The organism is Streptomyces sp. NPDC002669, assembly GCF_042889165.1.
In the GTDB taxonomy this organism is placed as follows: domain Bacteria; phylum Actinomycetota; class Actinomycetes; order Streptomycetales; family Streptomycetaceae; genus Streptomyces.
Window position 1 is genome coordinate 1 of record NZ_JBIAQQ010000040.1, and the last position, 25,786, is coordinate 25,786.

The 25,786-nt window shown below is 71.0% G+C and carries 18 protein-coding genes and 1 pseudogene; 6 read left to right on the forward strand and 13 right to left on the reverse strand.

The genetic code is table 11. The features are described from left to right. Positions 1 to 293: 293 nt before the first annotated feature. The 3 genes from ACFYW1_RS35870 to thyX form a co-directional block, all read right to left on the reverse strand. Complete coding sequence (locus ACFYW1_RS35870; RefSeq protein WP_389003215.1) at positions 294 to 1,979, reverse strand: ribonuclease J; 1,686 nt, start codon at positions 1,977 to 1,979, stop codon at positions 294 to 296. A gap of 129 nt (positions 1,980 to 2,108) precedes the next feature. Further along, positions 2,109 to 3,008 carry a 4-hydroxy-tetrahydrodipicolinate synthase gene (dapA, locus tag ACFYW1_RS35875; RefSeq protein ID WP_389003218.1) on the reverse strand — a complete coding sequence of 300 codons (900 nt, stop codon included), beginning with the start codon at positions 3,006 to 3,008 and terminating at the stop codon, positions 2,109 to 2,111. Between the two features lie 152 nt (positions 3,009 to 3,160). Further along, entirely contained in the window at positions 3,161 to 3,898 is a 738-nt protein-coding gene (gene thyX / locus ACFYW1_RS35880; protein WP_389003221.1) for an FAD-dependent thymidylate synthase, read from the reverse strand. Between the two features lie 186 nt (positions 3,899 to 4,084). Between thyX and ACFYW1_RS35885 the strand changes: the two genes are divergently transcribed. Together ACFYW1_RS35885 and ACFYW1_RS35890 are read left to right on the forward strand one after the other, a co-directional pair. Next, positions 4,085 to 4,324, forward strand: coding sequence for a hypothetical protein (locus ACFYW1_RS35885; protein WP_389003224.1), 240 nt, complete (start codon positions 4,085 to 4,087; stop codon positions 4,322 to 4,324). A gap of 94 nt (positions 4,325 to 4,418) precedes the next feature. Further along, positions 4,419 to 4,970 carry a hypothetical protein gene (locus ACFYW1_RS35890; RefSeq protein WP_389003227.1) on the forward strand — a complete coding sequence of 184 codons (552 nt, stop codon included), beginning with the start codon at positions 4,419 to 4,421 and terminating at the stop codon, positions 4,968 to 4,970. Between the two features lie 112 nt (positions 4,971 to 5,082). Here ACFYW1_RS35890 and ACFYW1_RS35895 read toward each other — a convergent pair whose 3' ends face one another. The 6 genes from ACFYW1_RS35895 to eccD form a co-directional block, all read right to left on the reverse strand. Beyond that, positions 5,083 to 5,541, reverse strand: a complete 459-nt coding sequence (locus tag ACFYW1_RS35895) for a tetratricopeptide repeat protein (RefSeq protein ID WP_356936673.1) — start codon at positions 5,539 to 5,541, stop codon at positions 5,083 to 5,085. Between the two features lie 12 nt (positions 5,542 to 5,553). Next, positions 5,554 to 6,306 carry a 4-hydroxy-tetrahydrodipicolinate reductase gene (gene dapB / locus ACFYW1_RS35900; RefSeq protein ID WP_389003230.1) on the reverse strand — a complete coding sequence of 251 codons (753 nt, stop codon included), beginning with the start codon at positions 6,304 to 6,306 and terminating at the stop codon, positions 5,554 to 5,556. A 25-nt stretch (positions 6,307 to 6,331) separates the two neighbouring features. Next, on the reverse strand, positions 6,332 to 7,711 hold the full coding sequence (locus tag ACFYW1_RS35905; protein ID WP_389003233.1) for a M16 family metallopeptidase: 1,380 nt from the start codon (positions 7,709 to 7,711) through the stop codon (positions 6,332 to 6,334). Then, the gene (locus tag ACFYW1_RS35910) at positions 7,708 to 9,921 is read right to left on the reverse strand and encodes a polyribonucleotide nucleotidyltransferase (protein WP_389003236.1); all 2,214 of its coding nucleotides are present in this window, start codon (positions 9,919 to 9,921) and stop codon (positions 7,708 to 7,710) included. The genes ACFYW1_RS35905 and ACFYW1_RS35910 overlap by 4 nt, the downstream gene beginning before the upstream one ends. 332 nt (positions 9,922 to 10,253) lie before the next feature. Next, complete coding sequence (rpsO, locus tag ACFYW1_RS35915) at positions 10,254 to 10,544, reverse strand: 30S ribosomal protein S15 (RefSeq protein WP_093548425.1); 291 nt, start codon at positions 10,542 to 10,544, stop codon at positions 10,254 to 10,256. A 193-nt stretch (positions 10,545 to 10,737) separates the two neighbouring features. Then, positions 10,738 to 12,240, reverse strand: a complete 1,503-nt coding sequence (gene eccD, locus ACFYW1_RS35920; RefSeq protein WP_389003241.1) for a type VII secretion integral membrane protein EccD — start codon at positions 12,238 to 12,240, stop codon at positions 10,738 to 10,740. Positions 12,241 to 12,473: 233 nt separating this feature from the next. Between eccD and eccCa the strand changes: the two genes are divergently transcribed. Continuing rightward, positions 12,474 to 16,448: a type VII secretion protein EccCa gene (gene eccCa / locus ACFYW1_RS35925; protein ID WP_389003244.1), complete on the forward strand. Its 3,975-nt coding sequence runs from the start codon at positions 12,474 to 12,476 to the stop codon at positions 16,446 to 16,448. Between the two features lie 157 nt (positions 16,449 to 16,605). Here eccCa and ACFYW1_RS35930 read toward each other — a convergent pair whose 3' ends face one another. Both ACFYW1_RS35930 and ACFYW1_RS35935 read right to left on the reverse strand, forming a co-directional pair. After that, positions 16,606 to 19,944, reverse strand: coding sequence for a S8 family serine peptidase (locus ACFYW1_RS35930; RefSeq protein ID WP_389003247.1), 3,339 nt, complete (start codon positions 19,942 to 19,944; stop codon positions 16,606 to 16,608). Positions 19,945 to 20,212: 268 nt separating this feature from the next. After that, the gene (locus tag ACFYW1_RS35935) at positions 20,213 to 20,830 is read right to left on the reverse strand and encodes a CGNR zinc finger domain-containing protein (protein ID WP_389003250.1); all 618 of its coding nucleotides are present in this window, start codon (positions 20,828 to 20,830) and stop codon (positions 20,213 to 20,215) included. Between the two features lie 178 nt (positions 20,831 to 21,008). On the opposite strand from ACFYW1_RS35935, the gene ACFYW1_RS35940 reads away from it, so the two are divergent. After that, a complete protein-coding gene (locus ACFYW1_RS35940) occupies positions 21,009 to 21,752 on the forward strand; it encodes a metallophosphoesterase (RefSeq protein ID WP_389003253.1) in 744 nt (247 codons plus the stop codon). A gap of 22 nt (positions 21,753 to 21,774) precedes the next feature. Then, positions 21,775 to 22,395 (forward strand): LysE family translocator, encoded by a 621-nt coding sequence (locus ACFYW1_RS35945; protein ID WP_389003256.1) that lies wholly within the window; start codon positions 21,775 to 21,777, stop codon positions 22,393 to 22,395. A gap of 59 nt (positions 22,396 to 22,454) precedes the next feature. On the opposite strand, the pseudogene ACFYW1_RS35950 reads toward ACFYW1_RS35945, so the two are convergent. Continuing rightward, a pseudogene (locus ACFYW1_RS35950) lies at positions 22,455 to 22,967 on the reverse strand (DinB family protein); the annotation flags it as partial. A 146-nt stretch (positions 22,968 to 23,113) separates the two neighbouring features. Next, on the reverse strand, positions 23,114 to 23,863 hold the full coding sequence (locus tag ACFYW1_RS35955; RefSeq protein ID WP_389003259.1) for a type 1 glutamine amidotransferase: 750 nt from the start codon (positions 23,861 to 23,863) through the stop codon (positions 23,114 to 23,116). A gap of 312 nt (positions 23,864 to 24,175) precedes the next feature. Between ACFYW1_RS35955 and ACFYW1_RS35960 the strand changes: the two genes are divergently transcribed. Further along, positions 24,176 to 25,720, forward strand: a complete 1,545-nt coding sequence (locus ACFYW1_RS35960; RefSeq protein WP_389003262.1) for an FMN-binding glutamate synthase family protein — start codon at positions 24,176 to 24,178, stop codon at positions 25,718 to 25,720. Positions 25,721 to 25,786 lie beyond the last annotated feature (66 nt).

Sequence of the window (25,786 nt, forward strand, 5' to 3'; positions counted from 1 at the left end):
CTTCCGCGTTTTCCCTTTCCGGCCCTTCCGACTCTACCAGAACCTTTTCCCGTTCCGTTTCCGGACCGGATTCCGAATTCTCGGTGACCGTCGAAGTGGTCTTTTGCCTTTCGGCGGGCCCGACTTTATCAGAAGTTCTGAGTCGGATTTCCGCCTCCTCCGGCACACTCGCAGCACATGGCTGTGCGCGGCGCTTCCCGGTCAGGCGGAGCCGTAAACGTACTGGAGCGGGGCCCCCGATGCAAATCGGGGGCCCCGCTCCTGAGTTCGCGCTGCCCGGGTCGGGCGGCGGGTCAGACCTCGACGACGACCGGAAGGATCATCGGGCGCCGGCGGTAGGTGTCGGAAACCCACTTGCCCACCGTGCGGCGGACCAACTGCTGGACCTGGTGGGGTTCCAGCACGCCGTCCTGGGCGGACCTGTTGATCGCTTCCTCGATCTTCGGCACGACGGAGACGAACGCCGAATCGTCGATGCCGGAACCGCGGGCGTGGATGTCCGGGCCGCCCGTGATCTTGCCGGAGGTGCTGTCGACCACGATGAAGACGGAGATGATGCCCTCTTCACCGAGGATCCGGCGGTCCTTGAGCGAGGTCTCGGTGACATCGCCGACCGAGAGGCCGTCGACGTAGACGTAACCCGCCTGGACCTTGCCGACGATCTTGGCCCGGCCGTCGACGAGGTCGACGACGACTCCGTCCTCGGCGATGACGATGTGGTCCTTCGGCACACCGGTGAGCGCGCCCAGTTCGGCGTTGGCCCGCAGGTGGCGCCACTCGCCGTGGACCGGCATCAGGTTCTTCGGCTTGCAGATGTTGTAGAAGTACAGCAGCTCGCCGGCCGAGGCGTGGCCCGAGACGTGGACCTTGGCGTTGCCCTTGTGGACGACGTTGGCGCCCCAGCGGGTCAGGCCGTTGATCACGCGGTAGACCGCGTTCTCGTTGCCCGGGATCAGGGACGACGCCAGGATCACCGTGTCGCCCTGGACGATCCGGATCTGGTGGTCGCGGTTGGCCATGCGGGACAGGGCCGCCATCGGCTCGCCCTGGGATCCCGTGCAGACCAGCACGACCTCGTCGTCCGGCAGGTCGTCGAGGGTCTTGACGTCGACGACCAGTCCCGCGGGGACGTTCAGATAGCCGAGATCACGGGCGATGCCCATGTTCCGGACCATCGACCGGCCGACGAAGGCCACCCGGCGGCCGTACTCGTGCGCCGCGTCGAGGATCTGCTGGATGCGGTGCACGTGGCTGGCGAAGCTCGCCACGATGATGCGCTTCTGCGCATTGGCGAAGACCGTGCGCAGGACGTTGGAGATGTCCCGCTCGGGCGGCACGAAGCCGGGGACCTCCGCGTTCGTCGAGTCGGCGAGAAGGAGGTCGATGCCCTCCTCGCTCAGCCGGGCGAAAGCGTGCAGGTCGGTGAGGCGGCCGTCCAGCGGAAGCTGGTCCATCTTGAAGTCACCGGTGGCGACGGCCAGGCCCGCGGGGGTACGGATGGCGACCGCGAGGGCGTCCGGGATGGAGTGGTTGACCGCGATGAATTCGCAGTCGAAGACGCCGATGCGCTCGCGCTGCCCCTCCTCGACCTCGAGGGTGTACGGGCGGATGCGGTGCTCCTGGAGCTTCGCCTCGATCAGCGCGAGGGTCAGCTTGGAGCCGATGAGGGGGATGTCCGGCTTCAGGCGCAGCAGGTACGGGACGCCACCGATGTGGTCCTCGTGCCCGTGCGTGAGGACGATGCCCTCGATGTCGTCGAGACGGTCCCGGATCGTGGTGAAGTCCGGCAGGATCAGGTCGATCCCGGGCTGTTCCTCCTCGGGGAAGAGGACTCCGCAGTCGACGATGAGCAGACGGCCGCCGTATTCGAAGACCGTCATGTTGCGGCCGATTTCGCCGAGGCCGCCGAGCGGGGTGACGCGGAGGCCGCCCTTCGGGAGCTTCGGTGGGGTGCCGAGTTCGGGGTGCGGATGACTCAAAAGACTCTCCTTACCACGCGCGCCACGTACCGCTTGGGCACGTGGCGCGCATGTCATTCGTGCACTTGCTGTTGTCTGTTTTTTCGCTCTTGCGAGTGTTCTTCGCGTATTCAGTTGTGAAGTCTGTGTTTAGAGCTCTACCCCGCCGGCTGCGAGATCGATCTTGAGCTGAGCCGTTTCCTGCTCGGTGAGCTCGACCAGGGGGAGGCGCAGCGGACCTGCGGGGAGTCCCTGGAGGGCCAGCGCGGCCTTGGTCGTGATCACACCCTGGGTGCGGAACATGCCGGTGAAGACGGGCAGGAGCTTCTGGTGGATCTCCGTGGCCTTCTGGACGTCGCCCCCGAGGTACGCCTCGATGAGGGCCCGCAGGTCGGGGGCGACCACGTGGCCGACGACGGAGACGAATCCGACGGCGCCGACCGAGAGCAGCGGCAGGTTCAGCATGTCGTCGCCGGAGTACCAGGCGAGGCCGGAGCGGGAGATCGCCCAGCTCGCGCGGCCGAGGTCGCCCTTGGCGTCCTTGTTGGCGACGATGCGCGGGTGCTCGGCGAGACGGACCATCGTCTCGGTGTTGATCGGCACCCCGCTGCGGCCCGGGATGTCGTAGAGCATCACCGGCAGGCCGGTGGCGTCCGCGATGGCCGTGAAGTGGCGGAAGAGGCCCTCCTGCGGCGGCTTGTTGTAGTACGGCGTCACCGCGAGGAGGCCGTGAGCGCCGGCGCGTTCGGCCGCGCGGGCGAGTTCGACGCTGTGCCGGGTGTCGTTGGTGCCGATGCCGGCGACGATGTGGGCCCGGTCCCCCACGGCTTCCAGTACCGCCCGTACGAGCTGGTCTTTCTCCGCGTCGCTGGTGGTCGGGGACTCGCCGGTGGTGCCGTTGATGATCAGGCCGTCATTGCCTGCGTCCACCAGGTGGGCGGCGAGCCGCTGGGCGCCGTCGAGGTCGAGTGCGCCGTCCGCCGTGAAGGGCGTGACCATGGCGGTGAGGACCCTCCCGAAGGGGGTCTGCGGAGTGGAGATCGGAGCCATGGGTAACACGCTACTCGCTGCTCAGCGCCCAATGCCCCCTCGGGGGGACAAGCGATAGGAGCCCGGCACTGCCTGCTCGGGGGTTCAAGCAGTGCCGGGTCCGTTTGATCAGCCTAGATGAACTTCACGAAACGCCGCAATACGGACACCGCTTACGGGGCGACGCGTCCGTTCTTGTTGAAGGCTGCATGGGTGAGCGGCATCAGCCGGGCCCAGTGCTCCTCCATCTGCTGGCCGACCATCTCGATCTCCCGCTGCGGGAAGGACGGCACCTTCGCCAGCTCGTGCTGGGTGCGCAGGCCGAGGAAGTGCATCAGCGAGCGGGCGTTGCACGTGGCGTACATCGAGGAGAAGAGGCCGACGGGGAGCACCGACCGGGCCACCTCACGGGCCACCCCCGCGTCGAGCATCTCCTGGTACGCCTCGTACGCCCGGCGGTACGAGTCCTCCATGACGCGGCCGGTGAGCTCCTGCTGGGCCGGGGTGCCCTCGACGAACTCGTACTTGCCGGGGCGGCCCTGCTGGACCAGCTTGCGGGAGGCGTCCGGGACGTAGAAGACCGGCTGGAGCTCCCGGTAGCGGCCCGACTCCTCGTTGTACGACCAGCCGACGCGGTGCCGCATGAACTCGCGGAACACGAAGATCGGGGCGCTGATGAAGAAGGTCATCGAGTTGTGCTCGAACGGGCTGCCGTGCCGGTCGCGCATCAGGAAGTTGATGAGGCCCTTGGAGCGCTCGGGGTCCTTGGTGACCTCCTCCAGGGACTGCTCGCCCGCCGTGGACACCCGGGCGGCGAACAGGACGTCGGAGTCGCCCGCCGCGTGTTTCACCAGTTCGACGGTGACATCGCTGCGGAAGCTGGGCTTTGCGGGCTCGGGGGTCTCGGTCACCGGCGGGGTCCTTCCAGTTGCGTCGCTCGGGCGGCGCCCACTCTACGGGCCGCCACCGACAAGCAGGACCGGAAGGTCCGTCGGGGGATTTCTTCGACGAATTCGGCGATTCGGGGCACCGATCGGACCCTTCGCACGTCTGACTCATTAGCAGCATCCGAAACAGAGTTCAAGGAGAGCTTCCTCATGTTCCGCCGGCGTGAATCCGTCCCGTTCTCGTTCGTGGCCGAGGCCGACCGATTCCGCAGCAACGTCACCCCGCCCCCGCGGGAGCGCGCCAGCGTCTCCCAGCTGGCCGGCCGGTCCCTCGTCGGGCTGACGGTCGTCGCCGGGCTCATCGGCTCGCTGATCCTCGGCCTGCCCGCGCTCAGCCCCGTCCAGAGCCCCTCGCACACCGAGCAGACCGAGGCCTTCGACGGGCGCTGACCCGTACGGGCCCCCTGGAGTGGTCGGGTCATGGCCTCCTCGGTAGCCTCACCGGGCACAGCAAATCGAGCGTGCTTGTGAGTGAGGATCAGTCGTGCCTTTGCCCTTCCTGACGGCCGACCGCGCGTTTGACGCGAGCGCTGAGGACCCCGCGCTCCCGTTCGACGACCACGACAGTTGGCGGCGCCCGTACCGTCCCGGCCCCTGGCGGGTCGCGGCCGGGGCGGGCCTGCTGCTGCTCGCGTCCTTCGTGCTGTTCGCCGGGATGATCATCGCGTTCGCCGGGGCACTGCCGGGCACCGTCGTGTGTCTGGGGGTGGCCCTCGCGATCATCGCCTGTGCCCTGCGGCTGCTCCGGATGGGTGCCTGGGTGAGCCGGCACGGCGTGCGCCGGGTGGGTTTCTTCTCCACGACGACCGTGCCGTGGAACCGGATCACCGCGATCCGCACGGTGCAGCAGCCGGTGCGGTGGCTCGGGTTCCCGCGCACGGTGCAGGGCCAGGCGCTGGTCGTCGTGCGTCAGGGGGGCGGGCCGATGGAACCGCTGCTCACCGACAACAACGCGGACTTCCTGAGCCGGGGAGAGGCGTTCGACCGGGCGGCGGACACCCTGGAGGCATGGGGGGACGAGTACCGCCGGGTCTGACCCGAGGGCGTACCGAAGCCGAAGCCGTCCGGGAGCTGTTCGCCGGACGGCTTCGGTCTTTTCGCATCCGCTCCGCGCCCACGGCGCGGCCGGGCCCGGCCCGGAACGCCGGTCAGGACGTGCCGGCCCCGGCGGATCCGGCGTGCAGGGCGATCGCCCTCTGCATGGCCTTCCGGGCCCGCGGGGTGTCCCTGGCGTCCTGGTACGCGACGGCCAGGCGGAACCAGCAGCGCCAGTCGTCCGGGGAGTCCTCGGTCTCCTCGCGGCGGCGGGTGAAGACGGCGTCGGCCGAGTCGCGGTCGATCCGGCCGGACGGCGTCCGGACCAGCTCGTCGACCGGCAGGCCGCCCTCCGCGTCGAGCTCCGCCGCCAGCGCGTTGGCCCGCGCCACGAACTGGGTGTTCTTCCAGAGGAACCAGACCCCGATCACCGGCAGGATCAGCACCGCGACCCCGAAGGCGACCGTCAGCAGGGTGCCGTGCTCGATGAGCATCACGCCGCGGCTGCCGACCAGGACGAAGTAGAAGACCAGGACGGCGGCGGTGACGAAGTAAGTGATCTTTGCGCGCATGGCAGGGCTCAGTCAGTTCAGGTCGAGGAAGTTTTCCAGGCCGAACGTGAGGCCCGGGGTGGTCACCACACGGCGGACGCCGAGCAGGATGCCCGGCATGAAGCTGCTGTGGTGCAGCGAGTCGTGGCGGATGGTGAGCGTCTCGCCCTCGCCGCCGAGCAGCACCTCCTGGTGGGCGAGCAGTCCCCGGAGCCGTACCGCGTGCACCGGGACGCCGTCGACGTCCGCGCCGCGGGCCCCGTCCAGGGCCGTGGTGGTGGCGTCCGGCTGATCGCCGAGGCCGGCCTTCCGGCGGGCCTCGGCGATCAGCTGCGCGGTGCGGGTGGCGGTGCCCGAGGGGGCGTCGACCTTGTTGGGGTGGTGCAGTTCGACGACCTCGACGGACTCGAAGTAGCGGGCGGCCCGCTCCGCGAACTTCATGGTGAGGACGGCGCCGATGGAGAAGTTCGGCGCGATGAGCACACCGGTCTCCGGGGAGCCGGAGAGCCAGGTGTTCAGCTGCGCGAGCCGTTCGTCGGTCCAGCCCGTGGTGCCGACGACGGCGTGGATGCCGTGCCGGACACAGAAGTCGAGGTTGCCCATCACCGATGCGGGGGTGGTGAGCTCTACGACGACCTGGGTGTCGGATTCCGCGAGGGTCTCCAGCTTGTCCCCGCGGCCGAGGGCGGCCACCAGCTCCATGTCGTCGGCGGTCTCGACGGCTCGTACCGCCTCGGACCCGATACGGCCCTGGGCACCGAGAACGGCCACGCGCAGCTTGCTCATTGCTCTGCTTCCTTACGGGTGGGGGTCAGGAGACCGCTTCGTCGAGGCGGTCGGCCTGCTTGTCCTTGAGCGGGCCGATGACGGAGAGCGAGGGGCGGTGTCCGAGGACCTCGCCCGCGACCTCGCGCACGTCGTCGGGAGTGACCTGCGCCATCCGGGCCAGCATGTCGTCGACCGACATCTGGTCGCCCCAGCACAGTTCGCTCTTGCCGATGCGGTTCATCAGCGCTCCGGTGTCCTCCAGGCCGAGGACCGTGGAACCGGAGAGCTGCCCGATGGCGCGGCCGATCTCCTCGTCGCTCAGTCCTTCGGACGCTACCCGGTCGAGTTCGTCCCGGCAGATCTTGAGGACGTCGTGGACCTGGCTGGGCCGGCAGCCCGCGTACACGCCGAACAGGCCGCAGTCGGCGAAGCCCGAGGTGTACGAGTAGACGCTGTAGGCGAGGCCGCGCTTCTCCCGTACCTCCTGGAAGAGGCGTGAGCTCATGCCGCCGCCGAGGGCCGTGCTGAGCACCCCGAGGGCCCAGCGCCGCTCGTCGGTGCGGGCCAGGCCGGGCATGCCGAGGACGACGTGGGCCTGTTCGGTCTTGCGGTTCAGCAGCTCCACCCGGCCCGCGGTGCGCAGGGTGCGGGAGCCGGTGCGCGGGGCGACCGGGACGGCGTCGGTGCGGGACAGCGCGCCCGCCCGGTCGAACGCCTTGCGGACCTGGCGCACGACCGTGGCGTGGTCGATGTTGCCCGCGGCTGCGACGACCAGGTGGGTGGGGTCGTAGTGCTTCTTGTAGAAACGGGCGATCCGGCCGCGGTCGAGCGCGTTGATGGTGTCGACGGTGCCGAGGACGGGGCGGCCGAGGGGGGTGTCGCCGAGCATGGTGTGCGCGAACAGGTCGTGCACGCAGTCGCCCGGGTCGTCCTCCGTCATCGCGATCTCCTCGAGGATGACGCCGCGCTCGGCGTCCACGTCCTCGGGGGCGATCAGCGAGCCGGTCAGCATGTCGCAGACGACGTCGATGGCCAGCGGCAGGTCGGTGTCCAGGACCCGCGCGTAGTAGCAGGTGTACTCCTTCGCCGTGAAGGCGTTCATCTCGCCGCCGACCGCGTCGATCGCGGCGGAGATGTCGAGGGCGCTGCGCCTGGCGGTGCCCTTGAAGAGGAGGTGTTCGAGGTAGTGCGTCGCGCCGTTCAGGGACGGGGTCTCGTCGCGCGAGCCGACGTTGACCCAGATGCCGAAGGTGGCGGAGCGTACGGAGGGCAGGGTCTCGGTGACGACCCGCAGACCGCCGGGCAGGACGGTACGGCGGACCGTACCGATGCCGTTGCTGCCCTTGAGAAGCGTTTGGGTACGGGCGACGGCCCGCGCCTTCGAGGAGGCACGGGCCGTCGTCACGGAACTACGGGACGTCACTTGGCGGCGTCGTCCTTCTTCTCGTCCTCTTCACCCTCGATGACCGGGATCAGGGAGAGCTTGCCGCGGGAGTCGATCTCGGCGATCTCGACCTGGACCTTGGTGCCGACACCGAGCACGTCCTCGACGTTCTCCACGCGCTTGCCACCGGCGAGCTTGCGGATCTGCGAGATGTGCAGCAGGCCGTCCTTGCCCGGCATGAGGGAGACGAAGGCGCCGAAGGTGGTGGTCTTGACGACCGTACCCAGGTAGCGCTCGCCGACCTCGGGCATGGTCGGGTTGGCGATCGAGTTGATCGTGGCGCGGGCGGCCTCGGCGGCCGGTCCGTCGGCGGCACCGATGTAGATGGTGCCGTCGTCCTCGATCGTGATGTCGGCGCCGGTGTCCTCCTGGATCTGGTTGATCATCTTGCCCTTGGGGCCGATGACCTCACCGATCTTGTCCACCGGGATCTTGACGGTGATGATCCGCGGGGCGTTCGGGGACATCTCGTCCGGGACGTCGATGGCCTCGTTCATCACGTCGAGGATGTGGAGGCGGGCGTCGCGGGCCTGCTTCAGCGCGGCGGCCAGGACCGAGGCGGGGATGCCGTCGAGCTTGGTGTCGAGCTGGAGCGCGGTGACGAACTGCTTGGTGCCGGCGACCTTGAAGTCCATGTCGCCGAAGGCGTCCTCCGCACCGAGGATGTCGGTGAGGGCGACGTAGTGGGTCTTGCCGTCGATCTCCTGGGAGATCAGGCCCATGGCGATGCCGGCGACGGCTGCCTTGAGCGGCACACCGGCGTTCAGCAGCGACATGGTGGAGGCGCAGACCGAGCCCATGGACGTCGAGCCGTTGGAGCCCAGCGCCTCGGAGACCTGGCGGATCGCGTAGGGGAACTCCTCGCGCGTCGGCAGCACCGGCACGATGGCGCGCTCGGCGAGCGCGCCGTGGCCGATCTCGCGGCGCTTGGGCGAGCCCACGCGGCCGGTCTCGCCGACGGAGTACGGCGGGAAGTTGTAGTTGTGCATGTAGCGCTTGCGGGTCACCGGGGAGAGGGTGTCCAGCTGCTGCTCCATGCGGAGCATGTTGAGGGTGGTGACGCCCAGGATCTGGGTCTCGCCACGCTCGAACAGCGCCGAGCCGTGCACCCGCGGGATGGCCTCGACCTCGGCGGCGAGCGTACGGATGTCCGTGACGCCGCGGCCGTCGATGCGGACCTTGTCCTTGATGACGCGCTCGCGGACCAGCTTCTTGGTCAGCGCGCGGTACGCGGCGGAGATCTCCTTCTCGCGGCCCTCGAAGGCCGGGAGGAGCTTCTCGGCGGCGAGCTCCTTGACCCGGTCCAGCTCGGCCTCGCGGTCCTGCTTGCCGGCGATGGTGAGCGCCTGGGCCAGCTCGGGGGTGATGGCGGCGGCGAGCGCCTCCAGCACGTCGTCCTGGTAGTCCAGGAAGACCGGGAACTCGCCGGTGGGCTTGGCGGCCTTGGCGGCGAGGTCCGACTGGGCCTTGCAGAGGGCCTTGATGAACGGCTTCGCGGCCTCCAGGCCGGCGGCGACGACCTCTTCGGTCGGGGCCTCGGCGCCGTCCTTGACGAGCTGGATGGTCTTCTCGGTGGCCTCGGCCTCGACCATCATGATCGCGACGTCGCCGTCCTCCAGGACGCGACCGGCGACGACCATGTCGAAGACGGCGTCCTCGAGCTCGGTGTGCGTCGGGAAGGCGACCCACTGGCCCTTGATCAGGGCGACACGGGTGCCGCCGACGGGGCCGGAGAAGGGCAGGCCGGCCAGCTGCGTGGAGCAGGAGGCGGCGTTGATCGCGACCACGTCGTACAGGTGGTCGGGGTTGAGCGCCATAATCGTCTCAACGATCTGGATCTCGTTGCGCAGGCCCTTCTTGAAGGAGGGGCGCAGCGGCCGGTCGATCAGGCGGCAGGTGAGGATCGCGTCCTCGGAGGGCCGGCCCTCACGGCGGAAGAAGGAGCCGGGGATCTTGCCGGCGGCGTACTGCCGCTCCTCGACGTCCACCGTGAGGGGGAAGAAGTCGAGCTGGTCCTTGGGCTTCTTGGAGGCGGTGGTGGCCGACAGCACCATGGTGTCGTCGTCCAGGTACGCGACGGCGGAGCCGGCGGCCTGCTTGGCCAGGCGGCCCGTCTCGAAGCGGATGGTGCGGGTGCCGAAGGTGCCGTTGTCGATGACAGCCTCGGCGTAGTGGGTCTCGTTCTCCACTAGCGTTTTCTCCGTTACATATCGTCTTCGCGCCCCCACGCCCGTGTGGCGGGGGACGGTAGCGGAGAAGCCCTCCATCGGCGGGCCGGTCTTCGATCGAAGCACCCGGGTCGATGAGTCCGGGGGCCACTACCGAGGACCGGCGGCGGGGAGGTCTGCTTCTCGCTCGTCTTCAGGTCGTTCTCCGACCAGGTTACTGAGATTCGGCTCAGCTTGGCATGCCGGTCGTACGGAGATCCGTCACTTCCCGTGCATGCCCGCATACGCACAATCGTACGTACAGCAAAGGGAGCGGCCCCCTCAGTGGTGGGAACCGCTCCCTTCACGGCGTCTTACTTGGCGCCGCCGGCCGCACCGCGGCGGATGCCGAGGCGGTCGACCAGGGCACGGAAGCGCTGGATGTCCTTCTTGGCCAGGTACTGCAGCAGGCGGCGACGCTGGCCGACCAGGATCAGCAGACCACGACGGGAGTGGTGGTCGTGCTTGTGGACCTTGAGGTGCTCGGTCAGGTCGGAGATGCGACGGGAGAGCATCGCGACCTGGACCTCGGGGGAGCCGGTGTCGCCTTCCTTCTGGGCGAACTCGGACATGATCTGCTTCTTCGTAGCGGCGTCGAGCGGCACGCGTACTCCTCTTTGATGTTCGATGCGCCCACGAGTGCCTCTGATCCTGAACGCAGAGGAGCTTCCGTGACTCGGAGGCGAAGGTCCGATGAGCGCAGATCCCAGGATGATCCGGAAGCGCGTACACAAACGGCCGTCACACAGCGTACCAGCCCCGCGGAGCCGGTCCGGGCGGCAGGGGCGCCGGGGCGGATCAGCCGGTGAGGGACCGGATCGAGCGGTAGAGGTCGAAGACGGCGAGGCACAGCGGGATCAGGGTCAGGAGCACGAACGTCTCGGCGATCTCCAGGAAGCGTCCCCAGAAGGGGGTGACTCCCTTGCGCGGCACGATCAGCCCGACGGCGGTGATCAGCGCGGCGCCGCCCGCGACGGCCGCGGCGAGCCAGATCGTACGGATGTCGAGCGCGGAGCCGTCCCCCGCGGCGGCCTCGCGCAGCAGGTCGGCCGGGGGGTCGAGGGACAGACCGAGCCCCAGGAGGACGAGTGAGCCGAGGCCCGCCGCCAGGGCGCAGCCGACCTGGGCCGTGTAGCGGAACAGGTGGGAGCGCATCAGCATGGCGACCCCGGTGGCGAGTGCCAGCAGCCGGGCCCAGGTGTTGTCCGAGAATCCCAGGACGGCCGCGGCGCCCACGGCCACCAGGGCGCAGCCGCCGACCAGGCCGACGAGCAGTTCGTGGCCGCGCCGCGCGCGGGCGGCGATGCGGTCGGCGTCGACCGGGCCCGATGCCGCCGGTTCGGACGTCCCGTAGTCACCGACGGTGGTGCGGGGCGGTTCGAAGCCGATGGGGAGGCGGGCGAAGCGGGTGGAGAGACCGGGCAGGAAGGCGAGGGCGCCCACGGAGAGCGGGGCGCACACCGCGGCGGCCTCGGCGGGCTCCATGCCGGTCGTGATCGCGGCGAAGGTGACCAGCAGGCCGATGGCCGCGGCGAACACGAACGCGACGAAGACGCCGTCCCCGGCGGGGGCGGCGATCATGAGGATCACCGCCGCCACCAGCACGGCGGCGCAGGCGAGCAGGAACTGGAGCCGGCCGATGCCCTGGCCCGCGGCGAGCGGCAGCAGCCCGGCGCCGGCGACCGCCGCGTTCGCGAGCGCGCCGACCCCCAGGGCCGTGCACGATCCCGGGTCGTCGTAGACCCGTGCGCGTACGCAGGCCAGGGCGAGGGCGAGCAGGGCGACGACGGCGGCGAGGACGCCGGGCAGGCCGTGCGTGTCGTGCCGGGCGTCGGAGGTCCACAGCACGAAGCCCAGCAGGACCAGCAGGACCGACCCGCCGAGGAGTCCGGCCGCGCGCGTGAGGCCGTCGCCCCAGAGGGTGCGGTCCCGGGCGACGGCGGTGGCGACGGCGTCGGAGACGTCGTCGAAGACGGCGGGCGGCAGGGACTCGGAGAAGGGGCGCAGGGAGAGCAGTTCCCCGTCGAGGATCCGCTGCCCGGCCAGGGTGCGGCCGCCGTCGAGGACGGTGCCGTCGCGGCGCACCAGGTGGTAGCCGACCGGGGCGCCCCGGTCGGGGCTCTGTCCCGAGAGCCGGAGGATCTCCGGGTACAGGTCGGCGACGGCGATGTCCTCGGGCAGTGCCACGTCGACACGGCCGTCGGGCGCGACGACCGTGATCCGGCAGAAACCGGTTCCGTTGCCGGCCGGGGCTCCGGGTCCCGGCCCGCCGTGTCCGGTGGCTGCCGTTCGGGCCGTCATGGTCACCTGCTGCTCCCCTCGTGGTTCCGCGAAACGGCTCCCGGGTGCACGGTCCCGCGCCCTCGCCGGAACTGGCCGTTTTCTTGCGGTCGTTAGCAAATGCTTACAAGCGTCGCGCCACCCTACCGCCCTCCGGTGACCCCGTACGCCAGTAGGATCCTCCCTCGGACAGGGCCCGTCGCCACGGGGGCGGCGATACGAACAGCTCTTTCCGGCAAGGGAATTGGTGATCCGTGAGTCAGATCGTCGTCAAGCGCCCGCCCCGGGCCCTGCCCTCCGAGGTCCCGGATGCGCAGGTGCAATTGCAACCCCCGCCCGAGCTGCCCCGCGGTCAGCAGGAGGGGATGCTGATGCAGCTGCTGCCGATGCTCGGCATGGGCGGTTCCGTCGTCTTCTTCTTCATGACCCCGAACCCGATCATGCGCATCATGGGCATGATCATGATCGCGTCGACGGTCGCCATGGCCATCGCGATGATCGTCCGTCTCCGGCGGGGCACCCAGGGTCAACTCGCGGACTTACGACGTGACTACCTCAAATATCTGACTCAAACCAGACGGTCCGTGCTGGAGACGGCGCGCAAGCAGCGCGACGCGCAGTTCTATCTCCACCCGTCCCCGGACCAGTTGTGGGCGCTCGTCGCCGAGGGCAGCCGGGTGTGGGAACGCCGCGTCGGTGACGCCGACTTCGCGCAGGTGCGCATCGGCCTGGGCAGCCAGGAGCTCGCCACTGCGCTCATCGCTCCCGAGACCGCGCCGGTCGACGAGCTGGAGCCGCTGACCGCCGGGGCGATGCGGCGGTTCCTGAGCGCCCACAGCACGCTGGACGGCCTGCCCATGGCGGTCTCGCTGCGCGCCTTCTACCACCTGACCGTCAGCGGCGAGGCGGAGTCCGTCCGTTCCACGGCCCGTGCGGTGGTCGGCGCGCTCGCCTCCCTGCACTCCCCCGAGGACCTGGTCGTCGCCGTCGCGACCGGGCGGAACGCCGCCCCGCACTGGGACTGGGCGAAGTGGCTCCCGCACGTCCAGGTGCCGGGGCTCGTCGACGGGGCCGGCAGCCGCCGGCTGATCACCACCGACGTCACGGAGCTGGAGGAGCTGCTCGCGGGCCAACTGGAGGGCCGGCCGCGCTTCCAGCCCGACGGCCAGCCGCTCATGGACCGGCCCCATGTCGTCGTCGTGCTCGACGGCCGGTCCGTGTCGCCGGTCTCCGCCCTCGCCGCGGCCGAGGGGCTCCAGGGCGTGACGGTCATCGAGCTCGTGCCGGGCGAGATCGACGGGGGACGCGGTGGCCTGTCCGTCGTGGTGCACCCGCATTCGCTGCGGCTGGAGTCCGGGCACGGACTGGTCTACGACGGCCTCCCCGACCTGCTCGGCCTCCAGGCCGCCGAGGCGCTGGCCCGGCAGCTGGCGCCGCTTCGCGCGGCCCGGGGCGGGGACGACGACGAACCGCTGCTCGCCGACCTGGAGTTCACCGATCTGCTGAACCTCGGTGACGCGGCCTCGATCGACGTCGGCCGGACCTGGCGGGCCCGTTCCCGTACGGAGCGGCTGCGCGTCCCGATCGGCGTCGGCGAGGACGGCAGCCCGGTGATGCTGGACCTGAAGGAAGCGGCGCAGGAGGGCATGGGGCCGCACGGCCTGTGCGTCGGTGCCACCGGTTCCGGCAAGTCCGAGCTGCTGCGCACGCTCGTGCTCGGTCTCGCCGTCACCCACACCTCGGAGACGCTCAACTTCGTCCTCGCGGACTTCAAGGGCGGTGCCACCTTCGCCGGCATGGCCCGGATGCCCCACGTCGCGGCGGTGATCACCAACCTCGCGGACGATCTGACGCTGGTCGACCGCATGGGCGACTCCATCGGCGGCGAGCTCAACCGCCGGCAGGAGATGCTGCGCGACGCGGGCAACTACGCCAACATCCACGACTACGAGAAGGCGCGCGCGGCGGGCGCCCCGTTGCAGCCGATCCCCTCCCTCGTCCTGGTCATCGACGAGTTCAGCGAACTCCTCACCGCCAAGCCCGACTTCATCGAGATGTTCGTGCAGATCGGGCGCATCGGCCGTTCGCTGGGCGTCCATCTGCTGCTGGCCTCGCAGCGTCTGGAGGAGGGGCGGCTGCGCGGACTGGAGACCTATCTGTCGTACCGGGTCGGGCTGCGCACCTTCTCGGCGGGCGAGTCCCGGGCGGCGCTGGGCGTGCCCGACGCCTACCACCTGCCCAACGTGCCCGGTTCCGGCTATCTGAAGTACGGCACGGACGAGATGGTGCGTTTCAAGGCCGCGTACGTCTCCGGGGTGTACCGCTCGGGTGCCCGGGCGTCCGCGCCCTCCGGGCCGTTGCCGGTGGACCGCAGGCCGGTGGTGTTCACGGCGGCTCCGGTGCCGGTGCGGTACGTGCAGCCGGATCCGGCGGGCGGGGCCGGGGTGCCCGACGCGCGCACACCGGAGGACGACGCCCTGGCGGACACGGTGCTCGACGTGATCGTGGGCCGGCTGGAGGGCCGGGGCGCCTCCGCGCACCAGGTGTGGCTCCCGCCGCTGGACAACCCACCGTCGCTGGACGAGCTCCTGCCGGGGCTCTCCCCGGTCGAGGGCCGCGGGCTGACCCGGCCCGGTTTCGAGGGCGCGGGGCGTCTCGTCGTGCCGCTCGGTGTGGTCGACAAGCCGTACGAGCAGCGGCGCGACACGCTCTACCGGGACTTCTCCGGGGCGGCGGGCCACATGCAGATCACCGGTGGTCCGCAGTCCGGAAAGTCCACGCTGCTGCGCACCCTCGTCGCGGGCTTCGCGCTCACCCACACGCCCCAGGAGGTCCAGTTCTACGGGCTGGACTTCGGCGGTGGCGGCATGGCCTCGGTCTCCGGGCTGCCGCACGTCGGCGGGATCGCCTCCCGGCTCGACCCGGAGCGGGTGCGGCGCACGGTCTCCGAGGTGTACGGGATCATGGCGCGGCGCGAGGAGTACTTCCGCAGCGCGGGCATCGACTCCATCGCCACCTTCCGCAGGCTGCGGGCGCGCGGCGACATCCCGGTCACGGACCAGCCGTGGGGCGACGTCTTCCTGCTCATCGACGGCTGGGGCAGCTTCCGTACGGACTACGAGGGGCTGGAGGCGGCGGCCGTGGACATCGCGGCGCGCGGCCTCGGGTACGGCATCCACCTGGTCGTCACGGCGCCGCGTTCCATGGAGGTCCGGGCCAACCTCAAGGACCACCTGATGAACCGGCTCGAACTGCGGCTCGGTGACGTCATGGACTCCGAGCTGGACCGCAGGGCCGCGGCCAATGTGCCGGCCGGAGTGCCCGGTCGTGGCCTCACACCGGAGAAGCTGCACTTCATGGCCGCGGTGCCGCGGATCGACGGCATCAACTCCGACAGCGACCTCTCCGAGGCGACGGCGGCCATGAACCGGGAGGTCGCCCGGCACTGGACCGCGGCGCCCGCCCCGGCGGTCCGGCTGCTGCCCCGCGAGCTCCCGGCGCGCGAGCTGCCCCCGGGCCACGCGCATCCGGAGCGGGGCGTCGCGTTCGGCATCGACGAGAACAACCTGGAGCCGGTCTTCCTCGACTTCGAGCGCGACCCGTTCTTCCTGGTGTTCGGCGAGAGCGAGTCCGGCAAGTCCAACCTGCTGCGCCTGCTCATCAAGCAGCTGAGCGAGAGGTACGACGGGAACGTCTGCAAGTTCTTCGTCATCGACAACCGGCGCACGCTCCTGGACGTCACCCCCGCGACGCACCTGGCGGAGTACGTGCCCATGTCCAACAACATGGAGCACCACATGGACGCGCTGTACAACCTGATGGAACGCCGCACGCCGTCGCCCGACGTCACCGCGCAGGAGCTGCGCGAACGCAGCTGGTGGAGCGGCCCGACGGTGTACGTGGTCATCGACGACTACGACCTGGTCTCCACGGCCGCGGGGAACCCGCTGGCCAGGCTGACGGAGATGCTGCCGTTCTCACGTGACGTCGGTGTCCGGTTCATCATCGCCCGCAGCACGGCGGGGGCCGGACGGGCCCTGTACGAGCCGTTCATGCAGCGCGTCATGGAGCTGGGCGCGCAGGGCCTGATGCTCTCGGGCGACCCCATCGAGGGGGACGTACTCGGCAACGTGCGGCCACGCCCGATGCCTCCGGGGCGCGGGGTGTTCGTCACGCGGCGGCGGGGGAATCCGCTGGTGCAGTCGGGGCTCATGGACGGGGAGCGGTAGTGCGGGATGGTGGGGGGGGGGGGGGGGGGGGGGCCCCCCCCCCCCCCCCCCCCCCCCCCCCCCCCCCCCCCTCCTTCCGGTTCACCCGGGACCGTGCCCCGCCCGCCGGGGTCTCACCCGGTCGTGCGCCGCTCGTGGGCTCCGGTCCCGGGCCGTCTCACTTGCCGAAGAAGGCGTTGTGGATCGCGACCGTCGACCGGTTGCCGTCCTTGTCGGTGACGACGGCCTTCAGCGAGATCGCCTTGTCCTTCTTCGGGGCGTTCACCGTGATCCTGCCCGCCGTGACCGGGACGGGCAGCCACGTCGTGTCGTCGTACGACACCAGGACCCGCAGGGACTTCAGGCCGGTGCCGGCCGCGGCGCCCTGCACCTCGACGGGGAAGGTCTGCCGACTGCCTGCCGGAACAGTGGAGTCCGGTGCGAGTCGCGGCAGGAAACGGGCCATGGAGACCGGGAGTCGGGTGGAGCTCTCGGTGCGGGCCGAGTCGAAGGTCCACGAGGCGTCGATCCGGGTTCCGGTGCGGTTGATCTCGGTGTCGCGGTGGATCGTGGTCGACACCTCGTACGCGGCGGCTTCCGACGGCAGGGTGAAGGCGCCCTGGTCGATGGCGGCGTCCTTCTGCGCGTACAGCTCGCCGTTGCGGCGGATGGTGGTGCTCGCTTCCGTGTACCGGACGGACCCGAAGTGGCCCGCCCCGTCGCTGACCAGCGGCAACGAGCCGTAGATGTCGTCGCCGTCGCGCACGAGTCCCTCGTTCGCGTTCATCCGCGGGCCCGGCACGCCGATGTTGTACTCCTCGGTGTACGTCTTCCCCGCCTCGAACCGCCGCGGCTCGTCGAAGCCGTACAGCGAATCGAAGCTCCGGTAGCCCGTGGAGTCCGCCTCGCCCAGCACGCCCGCGGCGACGTTCCAGAGGGCCCCGTGGTCCGTGGACAGGTACACGTCGCGCGTTCCCGGTGCCGACTGCACGGAGTAGGGGGCGTCGACGCCGCCGCCGTAGTCCAATATGCCGTGTGCCGCGAGGGCGCCTTCGAGGCCGGGCACGGACGACCCGATCTTCGCCTTGACCAGGGCCAGTTCCTCGGGCCGGTAGGTCTTGCTGTAGCCGGTGGCCAGCTTCTGGACCGGGCCGCCGGTGATGACGTTGTATTCGGTGGTGCCCCGCTGCCAGTTCGCGGACCACTGCTGGACGAGGGAGCCGTCGTCCAGCCCGGGGCCCTGGTGCGCGGTGCGCAGGTTGTCGAAGCTGCCGAACTCGCCCCCCTCGATGATGAAGGTCTCGGGTGTGCTCAGGGTGTACATCATTCCGGCGCGCGTGAAGCGAGCGGCGGTGTCCGGCACTTCGACGTTCACGGGCCGGGTGGTCCGGGCGTCGAGGGTGACGGTGGTGGGGCCGGTCACCGAGAACTGCGGGTTGTTGATCAGGTCGATGCCCTTGGCCGGGGCTGCGGGGTCGACCATCATGTCGGCCGCGAGGCTGTAGGTGCCGCGCGGCAGCCTGACCGTGGTGGAGCCGGACGACAGGTCGGGGAAGAACCGCAGGCCCGCGGCGGACTCGCGGTAGCCCTTCAGGTCGGCCTGCCAGGTGGTACTGGCCGCGCCGTCCCGTCCGAGGGTCTTGAAGGTGACGTCGTACGACTCGCTCTCGCGGTCCACCGCTGCCGCGGTGCGCACGGTCCGGCCGTCCGCGGACGCGACGACCGTGGTCGAGTACGAGCCGTCGACCGTACCGCCGAGCCGGGTGTCGGCCGTCAGGTCCACGGTGGCGGTGCCACCCGCCGGGACCGTGACCCGCTGTGCCCCGAGGGTGAAGAACCCCGCCGGGGCGGGCTTTCCGTCCCCGCCGGTGGGCTCCTCCAGCGACAGGTCCAGCGTCACGTCGGCGGTGCCGCCGTTCCGGTACTTCATCTGCTTGGTGACGGGGGTGTCGTCGGTGTGGGGCCACTGCTGGACGCCCAGATCGACCGAGCCCGGTTCGGAGACGACGGTCTGGTCGATCGCCTTGTCGACGGCGAGCCGGCCCGCGCCCTGCTGGAAGACCGAGTGGGAGCCGCCCTTGGCCGAGCCCGTCAGGACGGCCTTGATCTGTGCGCCCGTCCAGGTGGGGTTCTTCTGCTTGAGGATCGCCGCGGCGCCCGCGACGTGCGGGGTCGCCATCGACGTACCGCTCATGCTGACGTACCCGGCGGGGTTCTGTTCCGGGGTGCCGGTCGCCGCGGCCGCCGTGATCTCCACGCCCGGCGCGGTGATGTCGGGCTTGACGGCGCCGTCCCCGATGCGGGGTCCGACGCTGGAGAAGTCGGCGATCAGGTCGTTGTCGTCGACGGCGCCGACGGTCAGGGCGGCGTCGGCGCTGCCCGGCGACCCCACCGTGCCCCGGCCCGGCCCGCTGTTGCCCGCGGCCACCGCGAACAGGACGCCCTTCTCCGCGGAGAGCTTGTTGACCTGGGCTTCCAACGGGTCGATCCCGGAGGTGTCGGGGCTGCCCAGGCTCATGTTGACGATGTCGGCGCCCTGGGCGACGGCCCAGTCGACCCCGGCGAGGATGCCGGAGTCCTCCCCGGAACCCTGGTCGTCCAGCACCTTGGCGTTGATCAACTGGGCCCCGGGGGCCACGCCCTTGAACCGGGCGTCCTTCGCTCCCGTGCCGGCCGCGGTGGAGGCCACGTGCGTACCGTGCCCGACCCGGTCCCGGGCGTCCGGGGAGCCGCTGAAGTTCCGCTCCGCCACCACCTTGCCCGCCAGGTCCGGGTGGGTGGCGTCGATCCCGGTGTCCACGACGGCGATCTTCACACCGGTGCCGTCGTAGGAGCGGGCCCAGGCCGCCGGGGCACCGATCCGGCCGGTGCTGTGGTCGAGGGACGCCTTCCGTACGCCGTCCAGCCAGATCTGTGCGATGCCGGAGGTCATGGCCGCCGAACCGTCGCCCCGGGGGCGGGTCAGGGCGTCCCACAGCGAGCCCGCGCCGTCGGTGGTGCTGGTGACGGCATCGGCGCCGAGGGCCGACAGGGTCCGGCGGACGGTGGTGCCGTCGGAGGACCGCACCCCGGAGCGGGCGGACCCGGCCGCCGATCCGCGGTAGCCGACGATCACCTTGAGTCCGTCCCGGTTGGCCCTGCGGCTCTCCGGCCGGGCGAGTCCGGTGACGTCGAACAGCCGCTGGTCCAGCGTGCCGTCGGCGATCAGCCGCCGGGCGTCACGCGGCACCACGTAGGTACGGCCGTTGTGGGTCCGGGTGAAGAAGGGCATGTTCTCCCGGCCCTTCGCCCGCTGGATACCGCCGACCCGGCCGCGGGAGTCCACGAGGACCCGGTCGCCGGTGATCAGTGCGACGGTGTGCACGGTCCGGCCGGACGCCCTCAAGTCCTTTGCCGTTACCGGGTGTTCCTTGTCCGGGCCGCTGCTCTTCGCCATGGCCGGGCCGGTCGTGCCCGCGGCCAGGACGACGGCGGCCGCAGCGACGACGGCGTACGCCTGTTTCGATCGTTTACGCAAGATTGCCCCTGCTCAGGAGTGGATCGGGCGGGCGAGGGCCCGGCCCGTGCGGGGCTCGGCTCGAATGCACTCACGGCCCCGGGCTCCGAACTATTCCAGGGGCGTTCGAAAGCACTCAATGATCGTTGTGTAACAGCCGTCCGGCACGATCGTGCCGGTCGACCGGGCAGGACGGGGCGGCCGTCGGTGTGCGTCCCGCCGCAGGTCCGGAGGCATGCGGACCGGTGATACCGGCCCGCCCGGCCCCCGACGTCACACCGAACGGCGGTCAGGACGAAGCGGGATCGTGACCGGTCGTCACGTGCCGGCGCCGGTAGTGCCGCGCCGCCCGTGCCCGGTTTCCGCACGACGGCTTGCACCACTCCTGCCGTCCGTGGCTCTTGACGAAGTAGCGCACGCAGCGGGGAGCGGTGCAGGCGCGCAACCGCTCGCGCTGCGGACCGCTCAGGAAGTCGATGGCCGCGCGCGCCAGGGCCGCCAGGAGGCGTACCTCCGCGTCGTCCTGCGCCGACAGCAGACGGGCCCGGGGGGCGTCTTCCTGGGGCCAGTCCAGCTGCGGGACGACCGGTTCGCGGGCGGCGACCGCGTTGATGTGGGCCAGCGCCTGATCGGCCGGCATCAGCCGCCGGACGTCCGCCGGGCTGGGAGGAGCGGGACCGACCGCCCGGGCGAACAGCGTCCGGACCGCCCGCCGCAGTTCGGTGATCTCGGCCCTGAGGTCCTCGTCCGCCGTGATCCCCCCGGCCGGAAGGCAGTCGGCCAACAGGTCGGCCCGGGCCAGGATCCAGCGGGTCGTCCCGTGTGTCGTGGCGAGGTCGTCGGCGACACCGCCCTCCCCGTCGTGGCGGATCGTGCTCGCCAGTTCCAGCGCGGGCCAGCGTTCCATCGGCGTCTCCCTTCCCGTCCCTGCCGGGTCGTCGACCACTTGATCACATTCCCGTGCGCACCCTAGAGTCTCTAACGGTAAAAAAAATAATTTCCGTTAGACAGTGGGTGGGGCGACGAGCCGCGCCTCACGGTGAACCGGTGGTCGCGACCGCGACCGCCATGGGAGGGGACGGACGATGACGGTGCTGCTTGCCCAGATCAGTGACCTGCACCTGGACGGCAGTGAGCGGGCCACCGAACGTGCGGTCCGCGTCATGGACCATCTGCGCGCCCTGCCCCGCCCGGTCGACGCGGTCCTGGTCACGGGGGACATCGCCGATCACGGCGAGGAGGCCGAATACGAGGAGGCGGCCCGCATCCTGACGGCCCCTTTCCCGGTGCTCACCTGCCCCGGCAACCACGACGTACGTCCGGCCTACCGCAAGGCCCTGCTCGGCGAGGCCCCCGGCCACGGGCCCGTCAACCGGATCCACCACGTCGCCGGGACCGCCGTCCTGATGTGCGACTCCACCGTCCCCGGCCGCGACGAGGGGCGCCTCGATGCCGAAACGCTCGACTGGATCGACGCCCGGCTCGCCGCACTCCCCCGGGACACCCCGGCGCTGATCGCCTTCCACCAGCCACCGGTCGCCCTCCACCACCCGCTGCCCGACTCCAGCCTGCTCGAACAGCCGGGAGACCTGGCCCAGTTGCTGGACGCGCACCCCCAGGTCGTCGCCGTCCTGACCGGACACGCCCACACCGCGGCCGCCTCGACCTTCGCCGGCCGTCCCCTGATCGTCGGCCCGGCCGTCACCTGGACCCTGCGCATGCCCTGGGAGGGCGACCGCCCCGCGGACCGCGACCAGCCGCCCGGTCTCGCCTTCCACGTCCTGGCCGACGACCGGCGCCTGACCACCCATTACCGCGTCGTGCTCTGACCCCGCCCACCACGGAGGCATCATGGTCCACCCCTGTGCCGTCCTCGGGTTCCTGGCGGCGGTCCTTCCCCTGGTCGCCACCCCCGGAGCAAGCCTGGCCCTTCTGGTCCAGCACGTCACCGACAACGGGCGCCGCCGGGCCCTTCCCGTCATCCTCGGCACGGCCACCGGCCTGTACGTCCACGCCGCCCTCGCCGTGGCCGGACTGTCGGCCCTGGTCATGCACTCCGGCCGGGCCTTCACGACCGTCAAGGTCGTCGGCGCGGTCTATCTCGTCGGCCTGGGCCTGTGGACCTGGCGGTCCGCCTCGGCCCCGGCGCGCACTCCCGCCCGCCGGCGGCTGCCGGCGCGGCCGGACTCCGTCTATGTCCAGGCCCTGCTCGCCAACGTCCTCAACCCGAAGGCGGCCTCCATCTACCTGACCCTCGCTCCCCAGTTCATCGACGCCGACGCCGCCTTCGGCAGCCAGGTCCTCGCCCTGGCCACCGCCCACGCGCTGCTGATGACGCTCTGGCTCCTCGCCTGGACCGGCCTCGTCCGGCGTGCCTCGCACGTCCTGCGCAAACCCCGATTCAAGCGCCTGGCCGCCCGGGCCACGGCCGTGATGCTCCTCGCCCTCGGGGTCCGGACCGTCGCGACGTAGACCGGCGGCCGGCCCCGGGCACCTGCGGATCCGGCCGGGCCGGGAGGGTACCTCAGTCCCCCGTCGGTCCGCTCCCGGAGGAAGTCGGCGTGGCCGTTGTGGCGGGCGTACTCCTGGATCATCAGCAGGTAGACCCAGCGCGGGCTGAGGGCGACCCCGTAGGAGGACATGAAGGTCTCGTCGAGGTCGTGCCCGGCCGCTGCCGCGTCGCAGGCGTCGACCTCGTTCCGAAACAGCGCGAAGTCCCTCTCCGCGTCGGCCGCGCGCACCCCGTCGAACCCCTCGTCGCCGTCCGACGGGCCGGTGAAGACATCACCGATGTCCTCGCCGGCGAAGGAGCGCCGGAACCACCACCGCTCCACCTCCGCCATGTGCCGGACCAGGCCCAGGAGGGTGAGGTTCGACGGCTCCACGGCCGTCCGCACCAGCTGGGCCGGTTCCAGCCCGGCGCATTTGGCCAGCAGCGTCTCCCGGTGCCGACGCAGCCAGCCCTCCAGCATCCGACGCTCCGTCACGGTACCCAGATCGCCCAGCTGTCCGGTGCGCTCGACCGGTGGCGCCGTCCATGTCAGGGGCCCACCCTGCCCTGCCGTCCGGGAGGGATCAAGGGGGCGTTCCGACGACCTCGCGCGGGCCGCGGGGCCGACCGCTCCGACGCGGCCGGGTGGGGTCGGAGCAGCCGGCCGGCGGAAGAAGTCGCCGACGACGCACGGGCTCGTCACCGGGCCCGCGGCCCCGGCCGCCGGACTCTCGCGGTCACGATGTCCGCGAAGCGGTGAGCGACGGTGCGCCAGGCTTCGGTGGCTTCCGGTTCGTCCCGCAGTGCCAGGGCGTGCAGGGTCTCCGGGGGCGGCGCGCCGTTCCGGTCCAGCCGGTCGCGGTTCCAGCCGCGGATCCGCTCGGCCGTGGTCTCCGGATGGAACTGCACGCCCCACGCCGCGGAACCGATTCGGAACGCCTGGTAGGGGCAGCGCTCGCTGCGGACCAGCCAGTGGGCGTCGGCGGGAAGCGCGGTGATGGCGTCGACGTGGTTCTCGATGGCCGGAGGGTGTGCGGGCAGCCCGTGGAACAGCGGGTCCCCGGCCGCCTCGGGGCGCAGGCTGAGCCGGGTGCTGCCGAACTCGGGCGGTCCGTGTTGCCCGCGCACCTCACCGCCGGCGACGTGGGCGAGCAGCTGGCCCCCGAGGCAGATGCCGAACATCGGTGTCCCCTCGTCGATCGCCTGACGCACGAGGGCCCGGGTCGCGGGCAGCCAGGGCGCGCGGGCGTCGTCGTCGGGAAGGCGGGCGCCGCCGAGGACGACGAGTCCGGGATGCTCCAGCCTGCCGGGAAGCGGGGCGCCCTCGTACGCCCGGACCACGCGCATCGTCACGCCCCGCTCCTCCAGCCAGGCCGCCCAACGGCCCGGTCCCCCTCCGGGCTCGTGCTGGACCACCAGTGCCGTGGCCGTCACGCCGTCGGTACTCATCCCTGTGCCCCTTGTCGCCGTCCGCGTTTCCTGTCCGCCGGTGCCGGGCAGCTCCCGCCCGGCCTCCGCGGGACCACACTGCCCCGGGGCGGCACCGACGACACCGGCGAAGAACGCCCCGCCGGGCCGGTGGGGGCGCCGGGGCGACCGGCCGCCACACCCCGGCCCGTCCGTCCGCGCGGCCTCTGGCATCATGTGACGTTCTGCCGACGGACACCGGTGCCCACCGGCCCGTGTCCGTCGCCCGACATCCACGACATCTGCCGCACAGCACCGGATTCGGGTAACGAGCAGTCGAGGAGAGGAACGTTCATGCGTGCTCGGAACATCGGCGCGGCCGCCGCGACGGCACTGGCCCTGGTGGCTGCCCGCGACCTCGTCCAGAAGAAGCACGCGCTGCTCAGAAACTTCCCCGTGATCGGGCACGCCCGGTACCTGCTGGAGACGATCGGGCCGGAGCTGCGGCAGTACGTCGTGACCTCCAACGAGGAGGAGCGCCCGTTCAGCCGTGACCAGCGCACCTGGATCTACGCGTCGGCGAAGGAGGAGAACAACTACTTCGGCTTCGGAACCGACGTCGACGTCGAGCACGTGCAGGGGCACGCGTACATAAAGCAGCGCACGTTCGCCGGCACACTGCCCGACCTGCACGACCCGCAGTCCCCGCTGCCCTCGGCGAAGGTGCTGGGCGGTCCGCGCGGACGCGCCAAGGCGTTCCGGCCGGCGAGCGTCGTGAACATCTCGGCGATGAGCTTCGGGTCGCTGTCCGGTGCGGCCGTCACGGCGCTCAACAAGGGCGCGGCGCTGGCCGGCGCGATGCAGAACACGGGCGAGGGCGGCCTCTCGCCGTACCACCGCAACGGTGGTGACCTCGTCCTCCAGATCGGGACGTCGTACTTCGGCTGCCGCAACGAGGACGGCACCTTCAACCTCGACAAGCTCAAGGACGTGGTCGCCGGCGCCCCGGTCAGGGCGATCGAGATCAAGCTCTCCCAGGGGGCCAAGCCGGGGCTCGGCGGGATGCTGCCGGGCGCGAAGGTGACCCCCGAGATCGCCGAGATCCGCGGCATCCCGGTCGGCGTGGACTGCGCCTCGCCCTCGCGGCACACCGCGTTCCACGACGTCGACTCGATGCTCGACTTCGTGGAGCTGCTCGCCGCCGAGACCGGGCTGCCGGTCGGGATCAAGAGCGCCGTGGGAGAGATGGAGTTCTGGCAGGAGCTGGCCACGCTGATGGCGCGTGGTGACCGCGGGGTCGACTTCGTGACCGTCGACGGCGGCGAGGGCGGCACCGGGGCGGCCCCCCTGATCTTCAGCGACTCGGTGTCGCTGCCGTTCCGGATGGGCTTCTCCCGCGTCTACGGCACCTTCGCCGAACGGGGCCTGACCGACGACCTCACCTTCATCGGCTCCGGCAAGCTCGGCCTGCCCGAGAACGCCGCCGTGGCCTTCGCCCTGGGCGTCGACATGATCAACGTCGCCCGCGAGGCGATGCTGTCCATCGGCTGCATCCAGGCGCAGAAGTGCCACACCGACAAGTGCCCCACCGGCATCGCCACCCAGAACCCGTGGCTGGTCCGCGGCGTCGACGCACCCTCGAAGGCCACCCGGGCCGCCGTCTACCTGCGCACCCTGCGCAAGGAACTGCTGAAGGTCTCGGGAGCGGTCGGCGTCGCCCACCCGGCGCTCATCACCACCACCGACATCGAGATCCTGAACGGCGACTACGACGCCCGCACCCTGGCGAGCGTCTACGGCTACAAGGAGGGCTGGGGCGAACTCGGCCCGGAGCTCGCCCGGGAAATCACCACGCTGCTCACCACCGGCCCGGCCCCGCTCCACGGGCCGACCGCCTGACGCGCGACGAGTCACCGGGGGCAGCCGGAGGGCCGGGCTCGGGCCTGCGATCGTCGGGGGCGGACG